The following is a 16,668-nucleotide window of genomic DNA, read 5'->3' as shown; positions in this document are numbered from 1 at the left end:
GAGTGGAAGATCAGTCCGCCGGACTGATCTCCTGTTTTTGCAAGAAGGCTGTGCCACCTGCAGCTTGCACGGCCAGACTACCGGACTGGATACCGGCATTGAGTGCCGTTTGTGCATCTGCCCCTGAAAGCCATGCATTGATGAAACCGGCATTGAATGCATCACCTGCACCGGTGGTATCAATAACCGGTACATTTTCAGCTTTGGCGTGAAGATTATGCTCGTTGGAGCGCAGCCATGCACCTTCCGCACCGCCTTTTAAGACTGTGACGGGAAAGGTTTCCGCGAGTTTATCGAGAGCGTCTTGCGGATCTTCAAAACCCGTAATCGCCAGTGCTTCTTCTTTATTGGGCAGGAAGATATCAATACCTGCGCAAGCCTTGAGCAAAGCCGGATCATAGATCAGGGTCTCATCCCAGCTTGGATCAAGCGAGACTGTGAGGCCGTGTGCCTTGGCACGGTGCACAAGATCAGGAATCTCATGCAGCGTTGCATATTCCGCAATATGCAAATGACCAGCCTGTGACCAGTTGAGCGCGGCATCCAATGTTGCAGGCAGTGCAGTGCCTGCACGGCGCGACAGGAAGGCACGGTCGTTGCCGATGACGCTGGCAACAGTCACCTGAGGGCCTGCATCAACGGAGCGCTCCAGAAATTGCAGATTAATGCCTGCGGCTTCCAGCTCCGGTGCCAGACCGGCGGACAGAGCATCCAGACCGAGCCGCGCCACAAGCGCGGTTGTGCGGCCGGTATGCGCCAGATGCGCGGCGGTGATATAGGCACCGCCACCGGCTGCCATTTTCAGATTATCAGCAAAGACTTCACGTCCCGGTTCCGGCAAAGCTGCCAGACCGGTAAAAATCAGATCGCAGTAAATCCGCCCGATGCTGAGAACGGCCGGATGCTGATTGTCTTTCAAACTCATAGACGTCCCAGACTTTTCTCTGTCGCCTTGTCAAACAGATAGAGGCTGCCACTGGCTGCGCGTGCAGTCAGCGTGCTGCCGGTGGCCGGAATGAATTTGCCCGATGCAGTAGCGATAACTGCGGTGCCCTGCACATCAATATGTACCAGTGTTTCAGGTCCCAGCGGTTCAGCCGCGGTGACGGTGCCGGTCAGTTCAATGCCTGCCGGTGTGGAGGCATCATCGCCGGTGACAACCATCAGATCATGCGGGCGGATACCGACCAGAACATCGCCGTCCGTTGCGAATTCCACGCTGTTGCCGTTTTTACGGCCTGAGATCAGGTTCATCGACGGGCTGCCGATAAAGCGGGCGGTGAACACATCAACCGGATTTTCATAAAGCTCGGTCGGTGTGCCGGTCTGCAGAATATTTCCGTCCCGCATCACCACAATACGGTCAGCCATGGTCATGGCCTCAACCTGATCGTGGGTCACATAAACGGTTGTGGTCTTGAGGCGCTGGTGCAGGCGTTTGATCTCAATACGCATCTGGGCGCGTAACTGTGCGTCAAGATTGGACAGAGGCTCATCAAACAGGAAGGCAGACGGATTGCGCACCATCGCACGGCCAATGGCAACGCGCTGACGCTGGCCACCGGAGAGCGCAGCAGGGCGACGATCCAGATATGGCTCGAGGCCGAGAATTTTTGCGGTTTCTTCAATACGGGCATTCTTATCCGCATTGGAGATTTTGGAGGTATAGAGACCGAAACCGATATTCTGACGGACAGTCATATGCGGATAGATCGCATAATTCTGGAACACCATCGCAATATTACGCTGTTTCGGGTCACGCTCATTGACGACTTCATCGCCGATTTTCAGCGCGCCGCCGGAAATGTCTTCCAGACCGGCAATCATGCGTAGCGTCGTGGATTTTCCGCAGCCGGAAGGCCCGACGAAAACGACAAATTCGCCGTCGGCAATTTGCAGATCAATGCCGCGCACGGCTTCCACTTTGCCATAGCGTTTGACCAGCTTGTTCAGTTCGATCGTTGCCATCAGCGTTTCTCCACCAAGGCCTGAAATTTATCATTGAGCTCGCGCGCGGCTTTGGCCTCGTCTGCGGCTTGTGTGTCTGCAAGGCTTGCAAAGGCATTGGCCTGATCGCGGTAAGCTGTCAGTGCCTGTGCCATGGGTTCCGGTGCAGGGCCGCCGAAACGATCCCGCACGGCGATAAAATGCTCCGGTGAAACCAGTTCTTCAAACTTTGCGCGGTCGAAAGACGGCTCTCTGCCTGCCGCATGTTTGAAGGCTTCCAGAAACGGCTCATAGCCGTCCTGTGCCAGACCGCCGCCTTTGGCGACAACGGCTTTAGCCACGGTTGCTGCAATTTCATGCGCCTGACGGAAGGACAGACCTTCAATACGCACCAGTGAATCAGCCAGCTCGGTAATAGTGATGCAGGAGCGGCGGATATTGTCGGCAACACGCGCCGGATCAATACGGATGGCCTGCACAAAGGCGGCCAGCAGATCAAGCACACGACCGGCAGAAGCAAAAGCCTCATAGCCCATTTGCTGCGTTTCACCTTCACTGTCATTCATATCGGTGAAAGGCGTGTTATGGATCACATCCAGCACCGTGCGGGCGCGACCCATAGTCTGGCTTGCCAGATGACGCATATGTTCAATCGGCACCGGATTGCGCTTCTGCGGCATAATCGAAGAGATCTGCACAAAAGCATTCGGCACATAGATCTGGCCAACCTCGAAGCTCGTCCAGAACTGGAAGTCCTGAATGAGACGGCCGAGATGGATAAACATCAGCTCAATCGCGGAATAGGTTGAGGTGATGTAATCCGAAGCGGCAATACAGCTGTAGGAATTGCGTAAAGGCGCGGCAAAGCCCAACAGGTCAGCCACGCGTGCGCGGTCGATGGGAAAACCTGAGGTGGTGATGGCTGCCGCGCCCATAGGTGACAGGTTGACGATTTCACGCGCTGTTGCAAAACGCTGCATATCGCGGATCAGAACTTCAATCGCTGCGGACAGATAATGGCCGAAGGTTGAAGGCTGTGCAGGTTGACCATGCGTATAGGCAACAATCAATGTTGCCTGTTCGCGGTTTGCAGTTTCAATCATCGCATTGAGCAGATGACGGGATTTGGCCAGCAGAACATCAATATGTTCTTTGAGGCCGAGTTTGAACAGCGTGTGGTCGATATCATTGCGTGAACGTGCGGTATGAAGGCGACCGGCAATATCCGCACCGAGACGGGACTTCAGTTCTTTCTCGATCAGGAAGAAGAAGTCCTCAACTTCACCGGTATAAGTGAGGGAGGCCGGATCAATATCACGGTCGATTTGTTCCAGCGCACCGGCAATTGCCGATGCCTGTTTTTCGTCGAGAATGCCGGTTTCCGTCAGCATCACCAGATGGGCGCGGTCAATGCGGCGGAAGCTTTCGACATGATGGGTTTTAGCGCCGTCAAAAAGCGGTTTCAGCACGGTCTCCTTGTAGACCGGATCAGGGAAAACGCTTTTATCGGCAAGGCGCGGATCGTTTACAGACATAATAGTATCCTTATCCTTTCAGGCCGGCCAGCATGACGCCGCGCACGATATAGCGCTGCAGCAACAGGAACACGAGCAGGGTTGGCAGGGTGGCGATAGCGGCGCCGGTCATAATCATTTCCCACTGAATCGATTGCTCGACCGCGAAACTCGAAAGCCCGACAGGCAATGTGTAGAGTTCCTTGCTGGTGGTGACGATCAGCGGCCAGAAGAAGGCTGTCCAGTTGCCGAGGAAGGTGAAGATTGCCAGAGCCGACAGTGCCGGTGTGACCAGCGGCATGGCCACTTTCCACCAGATCTGGAATTCGTTCAGACCATCCACACGGGCAGCTTCGAGGAAGTCATTCGGCACGCCTTCAAAGAACTGCTTCATCAGGAAGGTACCAAAAGCCGTCATCATGCCCGGGAACATGATGCCCCAATAGCTGTCGAGCCAGCCGAGTTTGCTGGACATCAGATACCAAGGGATCACCAGCATTTCGGTCGGGATCATCAGCGTTGACAGAATGGCGAGAAAGATGAAATGACGGCCACGGAACTGGAATTTCGCCAATGTGTAGCCGACAAGACTGTCGAAGAACACATTGGAGAGCGTGACAATCACAGCAACCAGCATGGAGTTGAAGAACCAGCGCAGGAAGCGGCCGTCTGCAAGAATGGTCACATAGTTCTGCACTGTCGGGTCAGCCGGTATCAGACGCAGATCATAGACCTGACTGGCGGTTTTGAACGAAGTGGAGAACATATAGGCCAGTGGCGTGACCATGATGATGCCGCCGATAAACAGCAGTGTCCATGTGAGGACGCGGCCTGGCCGGATATTTGCAAACGGGAGTGCCGGTGTTTTGGTTTCAGCGGTCATTTCTTTTCCCTCAAGATCCACAGCTGCAACAGTGAGACAACCAGCAGAATGGAGAACAGCACGACTGTCTGCGCAGCGGCATAGCCCATGGCGTAAGACGAGAAGGCGGTTTGATAGATCATCAGCACCAGTGGCTTGGTGGAGCCAAGCGGGCCGCCCGGATCATAGGTGGTCATGTTATAGACCTGATCGAAAATGCGCAGGAAGCCGATGGACGAGAAGACGACCAGAAACACGGTTGTCGGTTTCAGCAACGGAATGGTGATTTTGCGCAGGATTGCCCATTCACCCAGGCCGTCAATGCGGGCGGCTTCATAATAGGTGTTCGGAATAGCGCGCAGACCCGCCATGAAAATGATGATCTGGAAGCCGAGGCCCGCCCAGATGGATGTTGCCATAATGGAATAGAGTGCCTGATCCACCGAGCGCAGGAATGTCTGCTGTGGCAGGCCGATGGTATTGAGCATATTATTGATCACGCCGATCGGAGCAGGCTGATAGAACCAGCGCCAGACCCAGCCCATTGCCGCGGCAGTGGTGAGAAACGGCAGGAAATACAAGCCACGGATCAGCCCGTGCATGAAGCGCACGCGATCAAGATAATAAGCGATCACAAAAGCCAGAAACAGGCTGACCGGCGTGCCGATAAGCAAGTAAGTGAATGTGTTTTTGAACACTTTCCAGAATTGCGGATCAGCGAACAGTTTCTCATAATTCGCAAGGCCGATAAATTTCGGCGGTTTCATCAGATCCCAGTTGGTCAGCGACAGCCAGAAGGCCTCAACCGTGGGATAAAACCGGATGACCGTGTAAAACAGAATAGGCAGGGCGAGAAAGCTCCACACCCAGATGAGCCGCCTTGTGCGCATGGGCAGGCGGTTCCAGAAAGTATCACCGGAGCGGGCAGCCGTCACAGTCATGGTTCAAAATACCTTATGGTACGGAAGCATATCCGGCAAAGTGCGATGCGGTTTTGCGGGACTATGCGTCAAACAAATTTGGGGAATATAGTCGGAGGTTCAGCACATACCGGAAATATTCTGGCGGAGAGCCGGAACTCATCCGCAGTTTCATGCAGTTTGAAGATGATGAAACGATATTCCGGTGTGCCGCCGATTGATGACAGCGGCACACCGTCTTTTCAGAGATTACTGTGCATCATCAATGATGGTCTGTTCTGCTTTTGCAGCTTCAGCCAGCGACTCTTTCACAGGCTGTTTTTCCAGAACCACACGGTTCACCATATCCATAGCGGTCTGACGCTGGGCTGCTTCATCCACAAACATGGTGGTGTGCGCATAGTCCAGACCTCTGAGGAACGGGCCGTAGATCGGGTCTGCCAGATTGGCTTCAGTCTGGGCAACCGCACGACGTGCAGGTAGTTCACCAACTTCTTTGAGCCAGATTTCCATCGCTTCCGGCGAGGAGATATAGTTAAGGAATTTCTTGGCAGCTTCCAGTTTTTCGCCTTTTGCATTGGCACCGATACCGTTTGCAAAGTAGCTGGCATAGTTGGAACGCACACCTTCAGTATTGGCTGGCAGTTCGGTAACGCCCCATTCAAAATCCTTGATGGTGCGGAATGCGCCGAGGCGGAAAGTACCGTCAACGGTCATGGCAGCCATGCCTGCACGGAACGCAGCCTGACCTTCATCCATGAATTTCAACTCGCCGACTTTTTTCTCTGTCTGCAGGTCGGTGTAGAATTTCAGAGCCTTTTCACCGGCTTCTGAATCATAAGCGACTTTGCGGTCATTGTCGGTGTAAGGCGCGCCACCATACTGGCGGATCAGCACTTCACGCCACCAATGGTGATCCTGTCCGGCCATATCCAGAGTGATACCGGCGGTGGTCAGATTGCCGTTTGCATCGCGCTTGGCTGTCTTTTCTGCTGCTGCAACCAGTTCATCCAGTGTTTTTGGCGGGTTTTTCGGATCCAGACCGGCTTCTTCAAACAGTTTCTTGTTGTAGAACAGCGCCAGTGAGCGCACGGCAGTCGGCAGACCATAATAGTCTTCGCCGCGCTTCATCGCACTGGTGATCGGGAAGAAATCGCTTTCGATCTTATCATGCGGGAATGTATAGGTTGGCAGCGGCTGCAAAATTCCGCCTGCTACGAATTTATCGAGCCAGCCATAGAAAAGCTGCATGACATCAGGGCTGTTGCCAGCCATTTTGGCTGCAATCACGCGGGTCTGATAATCATCATAAGGGAAGGTGGTGTGCTTGACCTTGATGTCCGGATTGGCTTTTTCGAAATTCTCGATCAGCTTGTCCATCGCTTTAACGCGCGATTCAAAGACATATTGCCAATATTCAATTTCAACAGCCTGCGCTGCATTGAGCGCCATTGTGCTGAAGCCTGCGAGCAATCCCGCAAATAATAATTTACGCATGTGAACCTCCCCTTATGACCTCCGGCTGCTGCCGGTATCAGGCAAAAATACAGTTTTGTGCATGTTGTTTCCGAAACGGCAGCCCGTTTTGGGGTGACATGCGTCAGCGATCAGTGTTCGGAAATTGCATCTCGTCAAAGACCGGTTGGCAGCTTTGCCCCTTCAGATGCGTTTTCCTCCGCAGAGCTGCCCTCTACGGTCACTATTTTACAGGCTTTTGTCAATAAGATAATTTACTTGAGTTAATCTATTGCGGTTATGAAGGCTCTCGCTTATCATTTTTTGAGACGGGCAGGACGGAGCAGCATGGGCGCACAGCCGGCAGGTACACAATCGGGCACAGAATCAGGCACACAGCTGATTACTTTGGGTAAAAACCCCGAACGAATCCGCGATCACAATCGTCGGGTAGTGCTGGATATTGTGCGTCAGCACGGCTCGCTGGGACGTATGCATATTGCGCGCCTGACCCATCTGACAGCGCAGGCAATTGCCAATATTGTCGATGAACTGGTCTGTGAAAATCTGTTGATGGAGACCGGAAGGCTCAAATCCGGTCGTGGTCAGCCGCCTAAACAATTCGCAGTCAATCCTGACGGCGCTGTAACGATGGGTGTTGAAATGGCATCCGATCACATGGTGACGACGGTGCTTGATCTGACAGGACAACCCCGTTCCCGCCATATTACACCGGTGCATGATACCAGCCCTGACGCGCTTTCCGGCTTGTTGCGTATACAGGTTGATACTGTGAAAGCGGAGTTTTCTGCACCTTTGCTGGGTGTCGGTGTGGTGATGCCGGGGCCGTTCGATATTGAAGGCATGACCTCTGTCGGGCCGACTACTTTGCCTGGCTGGTCAGATGTGGATGCGGCAGCCATTTTAGGTCAGGCTTGCGGTGAGCCGGTTACCATCGAGAATGACGCGAATGCGGCAGCGGTGGGAGAGCGCCTGTTTGGCGCGGGTCATGCCATTTCCTCTTTTGCGATGATCTATTTCGGTGCCGGTGTCGGTCTTGGCATGATTCAGGACGGCGTGCCGTTTCGCGGCGCTTTCGGCAATGCCGGTGAAATCGGACATATTGTGGTGGCGCCAAAAGGCAGAGCTTGCCCCTGCGGTCAGTCCGGTTGTCTGGAGCGCTATGCATCGCTGTATGTCCTGCGTGAAAAACTGGCTTTGGCGGGCGTGACAGAAACAGATTTTGACGATCTGCAGAAATTGCATGACAGCGCCCATCCGGTGCTGATGGAGTGGATGGATGAGGCCGCACTCTATCTGGCACCGATGATTGCCATGATCGAAAATATTCTCGATCCGGAAACGGTAGTGCTGGGTGGCATGCTGCCTGATGCGATTATCGACGGATTGATTGCACGGATGGGGCAGTTGCCGATCTCCGTTGCCAGCCGCCGCAGCCGTGCTTTGCCGCGTGTATTGCGCGGTCATACCGGACAATTTACGGCGGCTTTGGGTGCCGCTGCTCTGCCTTTGTTTGAAGCGATGACCCCGAAACTGGATACGCTCGCTGACTTGTAATTCATCTTTGTGAGGAGGCATCCGGTGCTGACTGACCGCCAACGTATCGAACGACAAAAATCGGCACCGGCTCTTATGCGCCTGCATCATGCGCTGAGCCGGTTGCGCTCGGTGGTTACAGTGATGAATACCGGCGCACACCCTGATGATGAGCAAAGCGGATTGCTAGCTTATTTCCGCTTTGGTGCGGGTATGCGGGTGATTGTCGGTTGTTCCACACGCGGTGAGGGCGGGCAGAATGCTTTGGGACCGGAGCGCGGCGGTGCATTGGGGCTGATGCGCTCCCGTGAAATGGAAGAAGCCGCGCGGATACTGGATTGCGATATTGCATGGCTTGGTCACGGGCCTGATGATGCGGTGCATGACTTTGGCTTTTCCAAAGATGGCGACCGCACTTTTGATCGCTGGGGTGAGGAACGTATCGTCGAGCGACTCGTGCGCGCCTATCGCAGTGAGCGGCCGGATATTGTTATTCCGACATTTCTCGATGTGCCGGGGCAGCATGGTCACCACCGAGCGATGACCCACGCGGCGGAAAGAGCCATTGCACTGGCTGCTGACAATCAGGCTTTTCCTGAGCATTTTGCGCAAGGTCTGAAGCCTTGGCGGGTTACCAAATATTATCTGCCTGCATGGTCTGGCGGGGGCGATACTTATGATGATGAAGTGCCGCCGCCGGAAGCAACATTGATAGTTCGGGCTGAGGGACGTGAACCGGCAACGGGTGCGGATTATGACCGCATCGGGGAATGGTCGCGTTATTATCATGCTTCTCAGGGTATGGGGCATTGGCCGGAAGAGCCAAAAACGCAATGGCCACTGCATCTGTTGCTGGCAGAGAAGACCGGTGCGGAGGTTTCCGTTCTGGATAATCTGCCAGCTGATCTGACGGCCTTAGCGGCTCATGCGGAGATGCCTGAAGCGATCGCCAAAGCATTACAAGATGCGCAAAAAGCGATTGATAGTGCTATTGTCGCGTTCCCTGACCGTGATGCAATCATCGCTTCTTTGGTATCGGCTGCGCGCAATATTGATACTATCCGCGCCAATGCACCGGCAGATTTTCTGCTCGCGCATGAGCATCGTCTTTTACGCAAGAAGACCGAGATTGATGCTGCTCTGATTGAAGCTGCAGCGATTTTTGACGAAGCCGAGTTGACCCCGCCGGTAATGTCACCTGCCGGTGAAGCTTTGTTGCAGGTGCGGTTTGGTGTTGGTCATACGCAATATCAGGCGCAGGTTGAGCCGGTTTTACCGGAGCATTGTGCAGCCTATGCACATGAGACAACAGCGACCACTCAGTCCTTTGATATAAAGGCCGGAGCAGAGGCGGCTTTCAGTCCGCTTTATCGGCCGGTCTGGTATTCGCTTGGTGGTAATGGCGAATTCTATGTTCGGGTAACAGCACAGTTCTCGGACTATCAGGCCAAAGCGAGTTTCGATCTTGCGGAACAGTTTGCGCTAGTGCCTGCCCAATCTGTGCGGATTGAGCCTGAGGCGGTGATTGTTCAACTTGATCCGGCAGGCAAGACACAATGGCCGGTGAATGTAACTGTCAGTGGTGATCCGCAGCCTGTGCGTTTTATCAGCACCGGTGGCTGGACGGTTGTGCAGAGCGCCGGTAGCACGATACTTCACGCGCCGGGAAAACCGAAAGCTGGATTGTTCCGCTTACAAGCACAAATTGCCGGTCGTGATGCAGTGCGGCAGACGCCAGTTTCCTATCCGCATATCGGACGGGTGATGTATCGCGAGCCGGAATTATTGAATGTGCTGGCGCTGGATCTGAAACTGCCGCAAGGGGCGCGCATCGGTTATATCGGCGGTGGCGCTGATCGTGTTGGTCTGTGGCTGAGCCGTATGGGGCTTGATGTAACAGAGCTGGAGCCAAAACATCTGGCCGGTGATTTGCAGCAGTTTACGTGTATCGTTGTCGGTATTTTTGCTTTCGGTTTAAGGCAAGATCTGGCTGAGGCAACAACACGCTTACATAGCTATGTTGAAAATGGCGGTCATTTGCTGACGCTTTATCATCGCCCGACCGATGGCTGGAACCCGCAGTTAACACCTGTGCGCCCGTTGAAAATCGGCTCGCCCTCACTGCGCTGGCGGGTGACTGATCCCGCAGCGACTGTCACCGTTCTGGCACCGGAGCACATATTGCTCAACTGGCCGAATTGCATAACAGATAAAGACTGGCAGGGCTGGAACAAAGAGCGCGGGCTGTATTTCGCCTCTCATTGGGATGAGGCCTATCAGCCGTTATTGTCGATGCATGATGCCAATGAACAGCCGTTAACCGGTGCGCTTCTGTCTGCACGGATTGGCAAAGGGCGGCATACGCATACCAGTCTTGTGCTGCATCACCAGATGGACAGGCTGGTTGCGGGGGCATTCCGTCTGATGGCCAATCTGGTGAGTGGCGCTGATGATGAGAGTTTGTCTGATATTTAGGACAGTCTAGTGCAATTCTACTGACTACTGCAAAAATCTGAACTGATTATGTTTCTGTCAACAACGCACTTTGGTGCTTATTCCTGACATAGGAACAAACGGACAGGTGTACTCATGCAGTTTGGAATTTTTACCGTCGGTGACGTAACAACTGATCCGACAACCGGCAAAACCCCGAGCGAACATCAGCGGCTGATGTCGATGATGAAATATGCGCTGAAGGCGGAAGAAGTCGGTCTCGACGTTTTTGCTACCGGCGAACATCATAATCCGCCATTTGTACCGTCTTCACCAACGACCATGCTCGGCTGGATTGCGGCTAAAACCAGCAAAATTCAGCTGACGACCTCGACAACGCTGATTACCACCAATGATCCGGTGAAGATTGCCGAGGATTTTTCGATCCTGCAGCATCTGGCCGGTGGTCGTGTTGATTTGATGATGGGGCGTGGCAATACAGGGCCGGTTTATCCGTGGTTCGGTAAGGATATCCGCGAGGGTATTCCGCTGGCGATTGAGAATTATCATCTGCTGCGCCGTTTGTGGCGTGAGAAAACAGTGGATTGGCAGGGTCAGTTCCGCACGCCTTTACGCGGCTTTACGCTGGCTCCGGCACCGCTGGATGATACGCCGCCATTTGTCTGGCACGGCTCGATCCGCAGCACGGAAATTGCTGAACAGGCTGCGTTCTACGGAGATGGTTTCTTTGCAAACCACATCTTCTGGAACAAGGAACATACCCAGCAGATGATTGATCTGTATCGTTCGCGCTTTGAACATTACGGTCATGGCAGTGCTGATCAGGCGATTGTCGGTCTTGGCGGGCATATTTTCATGCGCAAAAACAGTCAGGATGCCATTCGTGATTTCCGGCCTTATTTCAATAATGCGCCGGTCTATGGTCACGGGCCATCTATGGAAGATTTTATGGAAATGACCCCGCTGACTGTCGGTTCGCCGGAGCAGGTGATCGAGAAAACACTGAGTTTTGCTGATTATGCCGGTCATTATCAGCGTCAGTTGTTCCTTGTCGATCATGCCGGTCTGCCGGAAGAGATGGTGCTTGAACAGATTGAGCTACTGGGCACGGAAGTGGTGCCGGTATTGCGTAAAGAGTTTGAAGCACGGCGTCCGGCGCATATTCCGAGCGATCCGCCAAGCCACGCAAGCCTGCGTGCACAGGGGCCGGATGGTAAACACCGTAAGGTCATTCCGGTTGAAAGCGCAGAGCAGCCAGCGTGAGGCAGGTTTGATTGAGGGGCAGGGATATCTCTGCTCCTTCCCTGCCAATGAACGGAGATAATTATGACACGTCGTATTCTTGTCTTGAGTGCAGGTCTGTCACAGCCATCATCAACCCGTATGCTGGCAGATCAGATTGCACAGGCAACAGCCGCACAAATCGGTGCACGCGGTGAAGAAGCGCAGATCGAGGTGATTGAGCTGCGTGAACTGGCTATGGATTTGGCCACAACTATGGCGACCGGCGGCATTCCGACACCGCATCTATCTGAGGTTAAAGAGAGAATCTCTGCGGCTGACGGACTGATTGCAGTCACACCGGTTTTCACCGCCAGCTATAGCGGATTGTTCAAAATGCTGTTCGACAGTCTGGATACCAATGCGCTGAACAATATGCCGGTGATTATTGCGGCAACAGCGGGAACCGCACGCCATTCGCTGGTGCTGGATCATGCTTTGCGGCCGTTATTTTCTTACCTGCGGGCGACAGTTGTGCCGACCGGTGTATTTGCTGCGACTGAAGATTTTGGCAGTGGTGAAGCCGGACATGATCTGTCCTCCCGTGTGCAGCGTGCGGCCAGTGAATTTGCAGCGCTGGTTGTAGCGGAAAAGAGCGGTGTCGGTGGTTTTGTCCCGAATATCGGCGATCAACGCAAACGGGATTCCGGTGTGCAGCTCAGCCAGACGGTCACGCCATTTGCACAATTGCTCAAAGGGCGCACCGGCACAGCCGGTTGATAAACAGACAGCGACACATATTTAGAAGATTCAAAGTGCGGGCATTGAAATGCCACACTGAAAGGAGCCAGTATTATGGAACTTGGCGTTTATAGTTTCGGCGACGTACAGAAAAATGCACAGACCGGTGAGCTGGGCTCAACGGCAGATGCAACACGCAACCTGCTGGAAGCCATTCAGCTGGCCGATGAAGTGGGGCTGGATTATTTCGGTATTGGTGAACACCATACACGGGAAATGCCGGCCTCTGCGGCAACCGTTATTCTTGGTGCTGCGGCAGCCACAACCCAAAATATCAAGCTGGGCAGTGCGGTAACCGTGTTGAGCACGGATGATCCGGTGCGTGTGTATCAGCAGTTTGCAACGCTGGATGCCGTGTCGAACGGCCGTGCCGAGATTACTGCCGGTCGCGGTTCTTCGACGGAGTCTTTCCCGCTGTTTGGTCAGAGTTTGAATGATTATGATGAGCTTTATGCCGAAAAACTCGATCTGCTGCTGAAGATCAATGAAAGCGAAAGCGTGACATGGCAGGGCAAATTCCGTCCGGCTTTGAACGAGGCGCTGGTTGTACCGCGTCCTGAAAGCGGCTCGCTGCCGATCTGGTTGGCAACCGGCGGTAATCCGCATTCATCGGTACGCGCCGGTATTCTCGGACTGCCGATTTCCTATGCGATTATCGGCGGGCAGGCTGCACGTTTTGCACCTTTGGCCGAGCTATACCGCCGTGCGGGTGCACAGGCGGAGATTGCTCCGGAACAGTTGAAAGTCTCGGTCGCAGTGCCGGGTTTTGTTGGCGAGAATGCCAAGCAAGCCAAGGATTTCTTCTGGACGCACTGGCATGCGGTGATGGAGCAGCTGGGCAAAATCCGTGGTTTTGCACCACCGCCACGCTCGCATTATGACAGTGAAGCCAGCGGCGGTGGCGCGATTTTTGCTGGTGAACCGGAAGAAATTGCAGAGCGTATTATCACTTTGCAGAAACAGCTCGGGCATATGCGCCAGTTTTTCCAGATGGATGTGGGGCAGATGCCGCATAAGGATTTTCTGCGTTCGATTGAATTGCTGGGAACCAAAGTGAAGCCTCTGGTTGATGCGGAGCTTGGCGTGGATTGAGTATTTTCGGTTTAAACCGAATTGTTGAAAATGCTCCATCCGTTTGTTTCTGCGCGTATCTTATCCGAAAACCGGTTCCCACTTTTCGGGATACGCTTTCAAATAGCAGGAGATTGCTGATATGCAAATCACAGAAGTGAGAACAATTGGTATTCTGGGTGCCGGCCGTGTCGGCACCGCTATAGCCCGTCGCGCGATTGCGGCGGGTTATGCGGTGAAGATTGCGACATCCAAATCACCGGCAGAGATTGCGCTGTTGCTCGAAATCATGGTGCCGGGTGCCGTTGCTGCAACTGCGCAGGACGTGATTGTAGAAAGCGATATCGTCATCCTTGCGCTGCCTTTGTCCAAATATCGTCAACTGCAGCCGGAACTGCTGGCGGGCAAAATCGTTATTGATGCAATGAATTACTGGGCACCGACAGACGGAACTCTTGCTGAGTTTGAAACAGGAACTTCGAGTAGCGAAGTGATCCAGAAATTCCTGTCGCAGTCGCGGTTGGTACGCAGTTTCAACCATATGGGCTATCATGAGATTGATGAGGAAGCCCGACCAAGCGGTGACCCGCAACGCCGTGCGCTGGCCATTGCCGGTAATGATGCGGAGTCCCGCAGGCAGGTTGCCGGATTTATCGACCGGATTGGGTTTGATCCGGTAGATGCGGGGCTTCTGATTGAAAGCCGGATGTTTGATACGGGTACGCCGGTTTTCGGTGCGCCGTTTACCCGTGCGGATATGCTGGAAGCACTTACTCTGAAACAGGCAAGCTGACAGACCACAAGTTCAAAAGGAGAGGGTTGAATGACTGATATTCGAATGAGCAAGGAAGACACAGACACACGCCACGGCCGCTATGTGGCGCGTGTTGACGGTGTAGAAGGCGAAACCGAGATTACTTTTACCCGCCGTGCGAACGGCGTTATCAGTGCGGATCATACCGGCGGGCCGGATTCCATGCGCGGTACCGGTGCAGCCGCCGCACTTGTGACCTATATGGTTGAAGATGCACGTAAAAACACTTTTCGCATCCTGCCGCTTTGTCCATATGTGCGGGCACAATATCGCCGCCATCCGGACTGGGCGGATGTTATGACGATTGCTCCGGGTGAAGAGCCGTCGCTTTAAAATAATACTGGATAGTTTTGCTCAAGTATAATTGTTTTGACGTCCAAAATACCTGATTGTTCGTGATTTTTAGATTCGATTGTCAAAAATGGCTTTATATTCTTAGGAATATAAAGCCATTTTTCATGGAAAACTGCTTTAAAATCAAACTGTTAAATGTTCTCGTTTTCGTGATCTTGAAACTGTTCTAAAATGTGTTAGCCCTATTATATTAGCTGAATATTGGTCGGGTTTGCGCAGATTTCACTCATTCTCGTCGATGGTAATTTCGTTTGTGTCCGTCGTCGAATGATTTGAGACTTTTTGTGCTCTTGAAGATTGGAGTTTGCGGCTTGTTTTGCGGGTTGATTTAAGCTGCTTTGGCCTGGTGGTTCAAGCGGCGTTTTCTGATGGTGTCTCGTTTGATCCTTTCGCGTTCGATTAGGATAGTCCGTCCACGTCGGAAGTAAACGTCAGCCGGGGTGAGATTGTCGAGGCTCTCGTGGTATCTGCGATGATTGTAGTGATCGACGAAGGCTGCGATCTGGGCTTCGAGGTCCTCCTTGAAGAAGTAGTTTTGGAGCAGGATGTGGTTCTTGAGCGTCTGGTGCCAGCGTTCGATCTTGCCCTGCGTTTGCGGATGACCGGGAGCGCCATGGACTTGGCTGATTTTGTATTTGTCCAGCCAGTCACCAAGGTCGGAAGCGACGTAACACGAACCGTTGTCCGACAGCAGGCGGGGACGGTGTTCGACCTTGACTTTATCGCAGCCTGAAGCTGCCAGTGCCAGGTCGAGTGTATCGGTGACATCCTCGACTTTCATGCTGGTGCACAGTTTCCAGGCGATGATGTAGCGGGAATAGTCATCAAGGATGGTCGACAAATAAAACCAGCCCCAACCGACAACTTTCAGATAGGTGAAGTCGGTCTGCCACATTTCATTCGGCCGCGTGGTCTTGTCCTTGAACTCATCATTGGCCTTGATGACAATATAGGCTGGTGACGTGATCAGGTCGTGGGCCTTGAGCAGACGATAGACCGAAGCCTCTGATACAAAATAACTTTCCGTATCGGTGAACTTCACCGCCAGCTCTCGTGGTGACAGGTCGGTATGATCGAGCGCCAGTGCGATGATACGATCCCGGATGTCATCAGGAATGCGGTTCCACACCCGCGAAGGTGCGGACGTCTGGTCTTCCAGCCCCTCGAAACCGTGGGTCTGGAAACGATCATACCATCGATAGAAGGTCGGTCTTGGAATGCCCAGCTTGTCGAGGGTTTGCCTAGCTGACAAATGCGACTGCTCCACAAGCCGGATGATCTCAAGCTTTTCGGTGGCGGGATATCTCATTCGTCGTCGCCCCCATCCCCGATCATGCTTTTTTTGAGCAGGCGGTTTTCCAGCATGACGTCGGCCAATGCCTCTTTCAGGTCACGGCTTTCACGACGCAGTGACCGAACCTCGTCACTGGTCGCCGAGCGGGCCGTATCGCCAGCAAGGCGTTTCTTGCCAGCTTCGAGAAACTCCTTCGACCAGCTATAATACAGGCTCTCGGCGATCCCCTCACGGCGACAAATCGCGGCAATGCTGTCCTCGCCACGTAGGCCTTCCAACACAATACGGATTTTATCCTCTGCAGAATAATGCTTGCGCGTCGCGCGCCGTATATCCTTGATCGTCTTCTCAGCGCTAGACGTTTGCGGAACGGGTTTCTGTCTCATCTTTGCTTCCTTTAATTG

Annotated in this window: 14 protein-coding genes; 7 read left to right on the top strand and 7 right to left on the bottom strand. The window is 53.5% G+C overall.

What is annotated here, in order from left to right; all coding sequences use genetic code 11:
• Window positions 1–10: 10 nt before the first annotated feature.
• The 6 genes from KHQ09_RS14530 to KHQ09_RS14505 form a co-directional block, all read right to left on the bottom strand.
• On the bottom strand, window positions 11–925 hold the full coding sequence (locus KHQ09_RS14530; RefSeq protein ID WP_213598988.1) for a carbohydrate kinase family protein: 915 nt from the start codon (window positions 923–925) through the stop codon (window positions 11–13).
• A complete protein-coding gene (locus KHQ09_RS14525) occupies window positions 922–1,968 on the bottom strand; it encodes an ABC transporter ATP-binding protein (protein WP_213598986.1) in 1,047 nt (348 codons plus the stop codon). Before KHQ09_RS14525 ends, KHQ09_RS14530 begins: the two co-directional genes overlap by 4 nt.
• The gene (gene argH, locus KHQ09_RS14520; protein ID WP_213598984.1) at window positions 1,968–3,482 is read right to left on the bottom strand and encodes an argininosuccinate lyase; all 1,515 of its coding nucleotides are present in this window, start codon (window positions 3,480–3,482) and stop codon (window positions 1,968–1,970) included. Before argH ends, KHQ09_RS14525 begins: the two co-directional genes overlap by 1 nt.
• 10 nt (window positions 3,483–3,492) lie before the next feature.
• The gene (locus tag KHQ09_RS14515; RefSeq protein ID WP_213598982.1) at window positions 3,493–4,344 is read right to left on the bottom strand and encodes a carbohydrate ABC transporter permease; all 852 of its coding nucleotides are present in this window, start codon (window positions 4,342–4,344) and stop codon (window positions 3,493–3,495) included.
• Window positions 4,341–5,264, bottom strand: coding sequence for a carbohydrate ABC transporter permease (locus KHQ09_RS14510; protein WP_022710584.1), 924 nt, complete (start codon window positions 5,262–5,264; stop codon window positions 4,341–4,343). The genes KHQ09_RS14515 and KHQ09_RS14510 overlap by 4 nt, the downstream gene beginning before the upstream one ends.
• A 228-nt stretch (window positions 5,265–5,492) precedes the next feature.
• Complete coding sequence (locus tag KHQ09_RS14505; protein ID WP_213598980.1) at window positions 5,493–6,740, bottom strand: extracellular solute-binding protein; 1,248 nt, start codon at window positions 6,738–6,740, stop codon at window positions 5,493–5,495.
• Window positions 6,741–7,046: 306 nt separating this feature from the next.
• Between KHQ09_RS14505 and KHQ09_RS14500 the strand changes: the two genes are divergently transcribed.
• From KHQ09_RS14500 to KHQ09_RS14470, 7 genes are all read left to right on the top strand, one after another.
• Entirely contained in the window at window positions 7,047–8,276 is a 1,230-nt protein-coding gene (locus tag KHQ09_RS14500) for an ROK family protein (RefSeq protein ID WP_213598978.1), read from the top strand.
• Window positions 8,277–8,300: 24 nt separating this feature from the next.
• Complete coding sequence (locus tag KHQ09_RS14495; RefSeq protein WP_213598976.1) at window positions 8,301–10,730, top strand: PIG-L family deacetylase; 2,430 nt, start codon at window positions 8,301–8,303, stop codon at window positions 10,728–10,730.
• Between the two features lie 114 nt (window positions 10,731–10,844).
• Complete coding sequence (locus KHQ09_RS14490; RefSeq protein ID WP_213598974.1) at window positions 10,845–11,972, top strand: LLM class flavin-dependent oxidoreductase; 1,128 nt, start codon at window positions 10,845–10,847, stop codon at window positions 11,970–11,972.
• Window positions 11,973–12,035: 63 nt separating this feature from the next.
• Window positions 12,036–12,710, top strand: coding sequence for an FMN reductase (locus KHQ09_RS14485; RefSeq protein ID WP_213598972.1), 675 nt, complete (start codon window positions 12,036–12,038; stop codon window positions 12,708–12,710).
• 75 nt (window positions 12,711–12,785) lie between these two features.
• Complete coding sequence (locus tag KHQ09_RS14480) at window positions 12,786–13,823, top strand: LLM class flavin-dependent oxidoreductase (RefSeq protein ID WP_213598970.1); 1,038 nt, start codon at window positions 12,786–12,788, stop codon at window positions 13,821–13,823.
• Between the two features lie 121 nt (window positions 13,824–13,944).
• Window positions 13,945–14,595, top strand: coding sequence for an NADPH-dependent F420 reductase (locus tag KHQ09_RS14475; RefSeq protein ID WP_213598968.1), 651 nt, complete (start codon window positions 13,945–13,947; stop codon window positions 14,593–14,595).
• A gap of 30 nt (window positions 14,596–14,625) precedes the next feature.
• A complete protein-coding gene (locus KHQ09_RS14470; RefSeq protein ID WP_213598966.1) occupies window positions 14,626–14,949 on the top strand; it encodes a GNAT family N-acetyltransferase in 324 nt (107 codons plus the stop codon).
• A gap of 349 nt (window positions 14,950–15,298) precedes the next feature.
• Here KHQ09_RS14470 and KHQ09_RS14465 read toward each other — a convergent pair.
• Window positions 15,299–16,650 (bottom strand): IS3 family transposase gene (locus KHQ09_RS14465; RefSeq protein ID WP_213597987.1). Its coding sequence is split into 2 segments (ribosomal slippage): window positions 15,299–16,314 and window positions 16,314–16,650, totalling 1,353 coding nucleotides; the frame shifts between segments, so codons are not numbered across the junction.
• Window positions 16,651–16,668: the final 18 nt, after the last annotated feature.

The sequence above is a fragment of the Pseudochrobactrum algeriensis genome (assembly GCF_018436245.1).
In the GTDB taxonomy this organism is placed as follows: Bacteria; Pseudomonadota; Alphaproteobacteria; order Rhizobiales; family Rhizobiaceae; genus Pseudochrobactrum; species Pseudochrobactrum saccharolyticum.
This window is presented reverse-complemented; position numbering and strand designations above follow the sequence as displayed.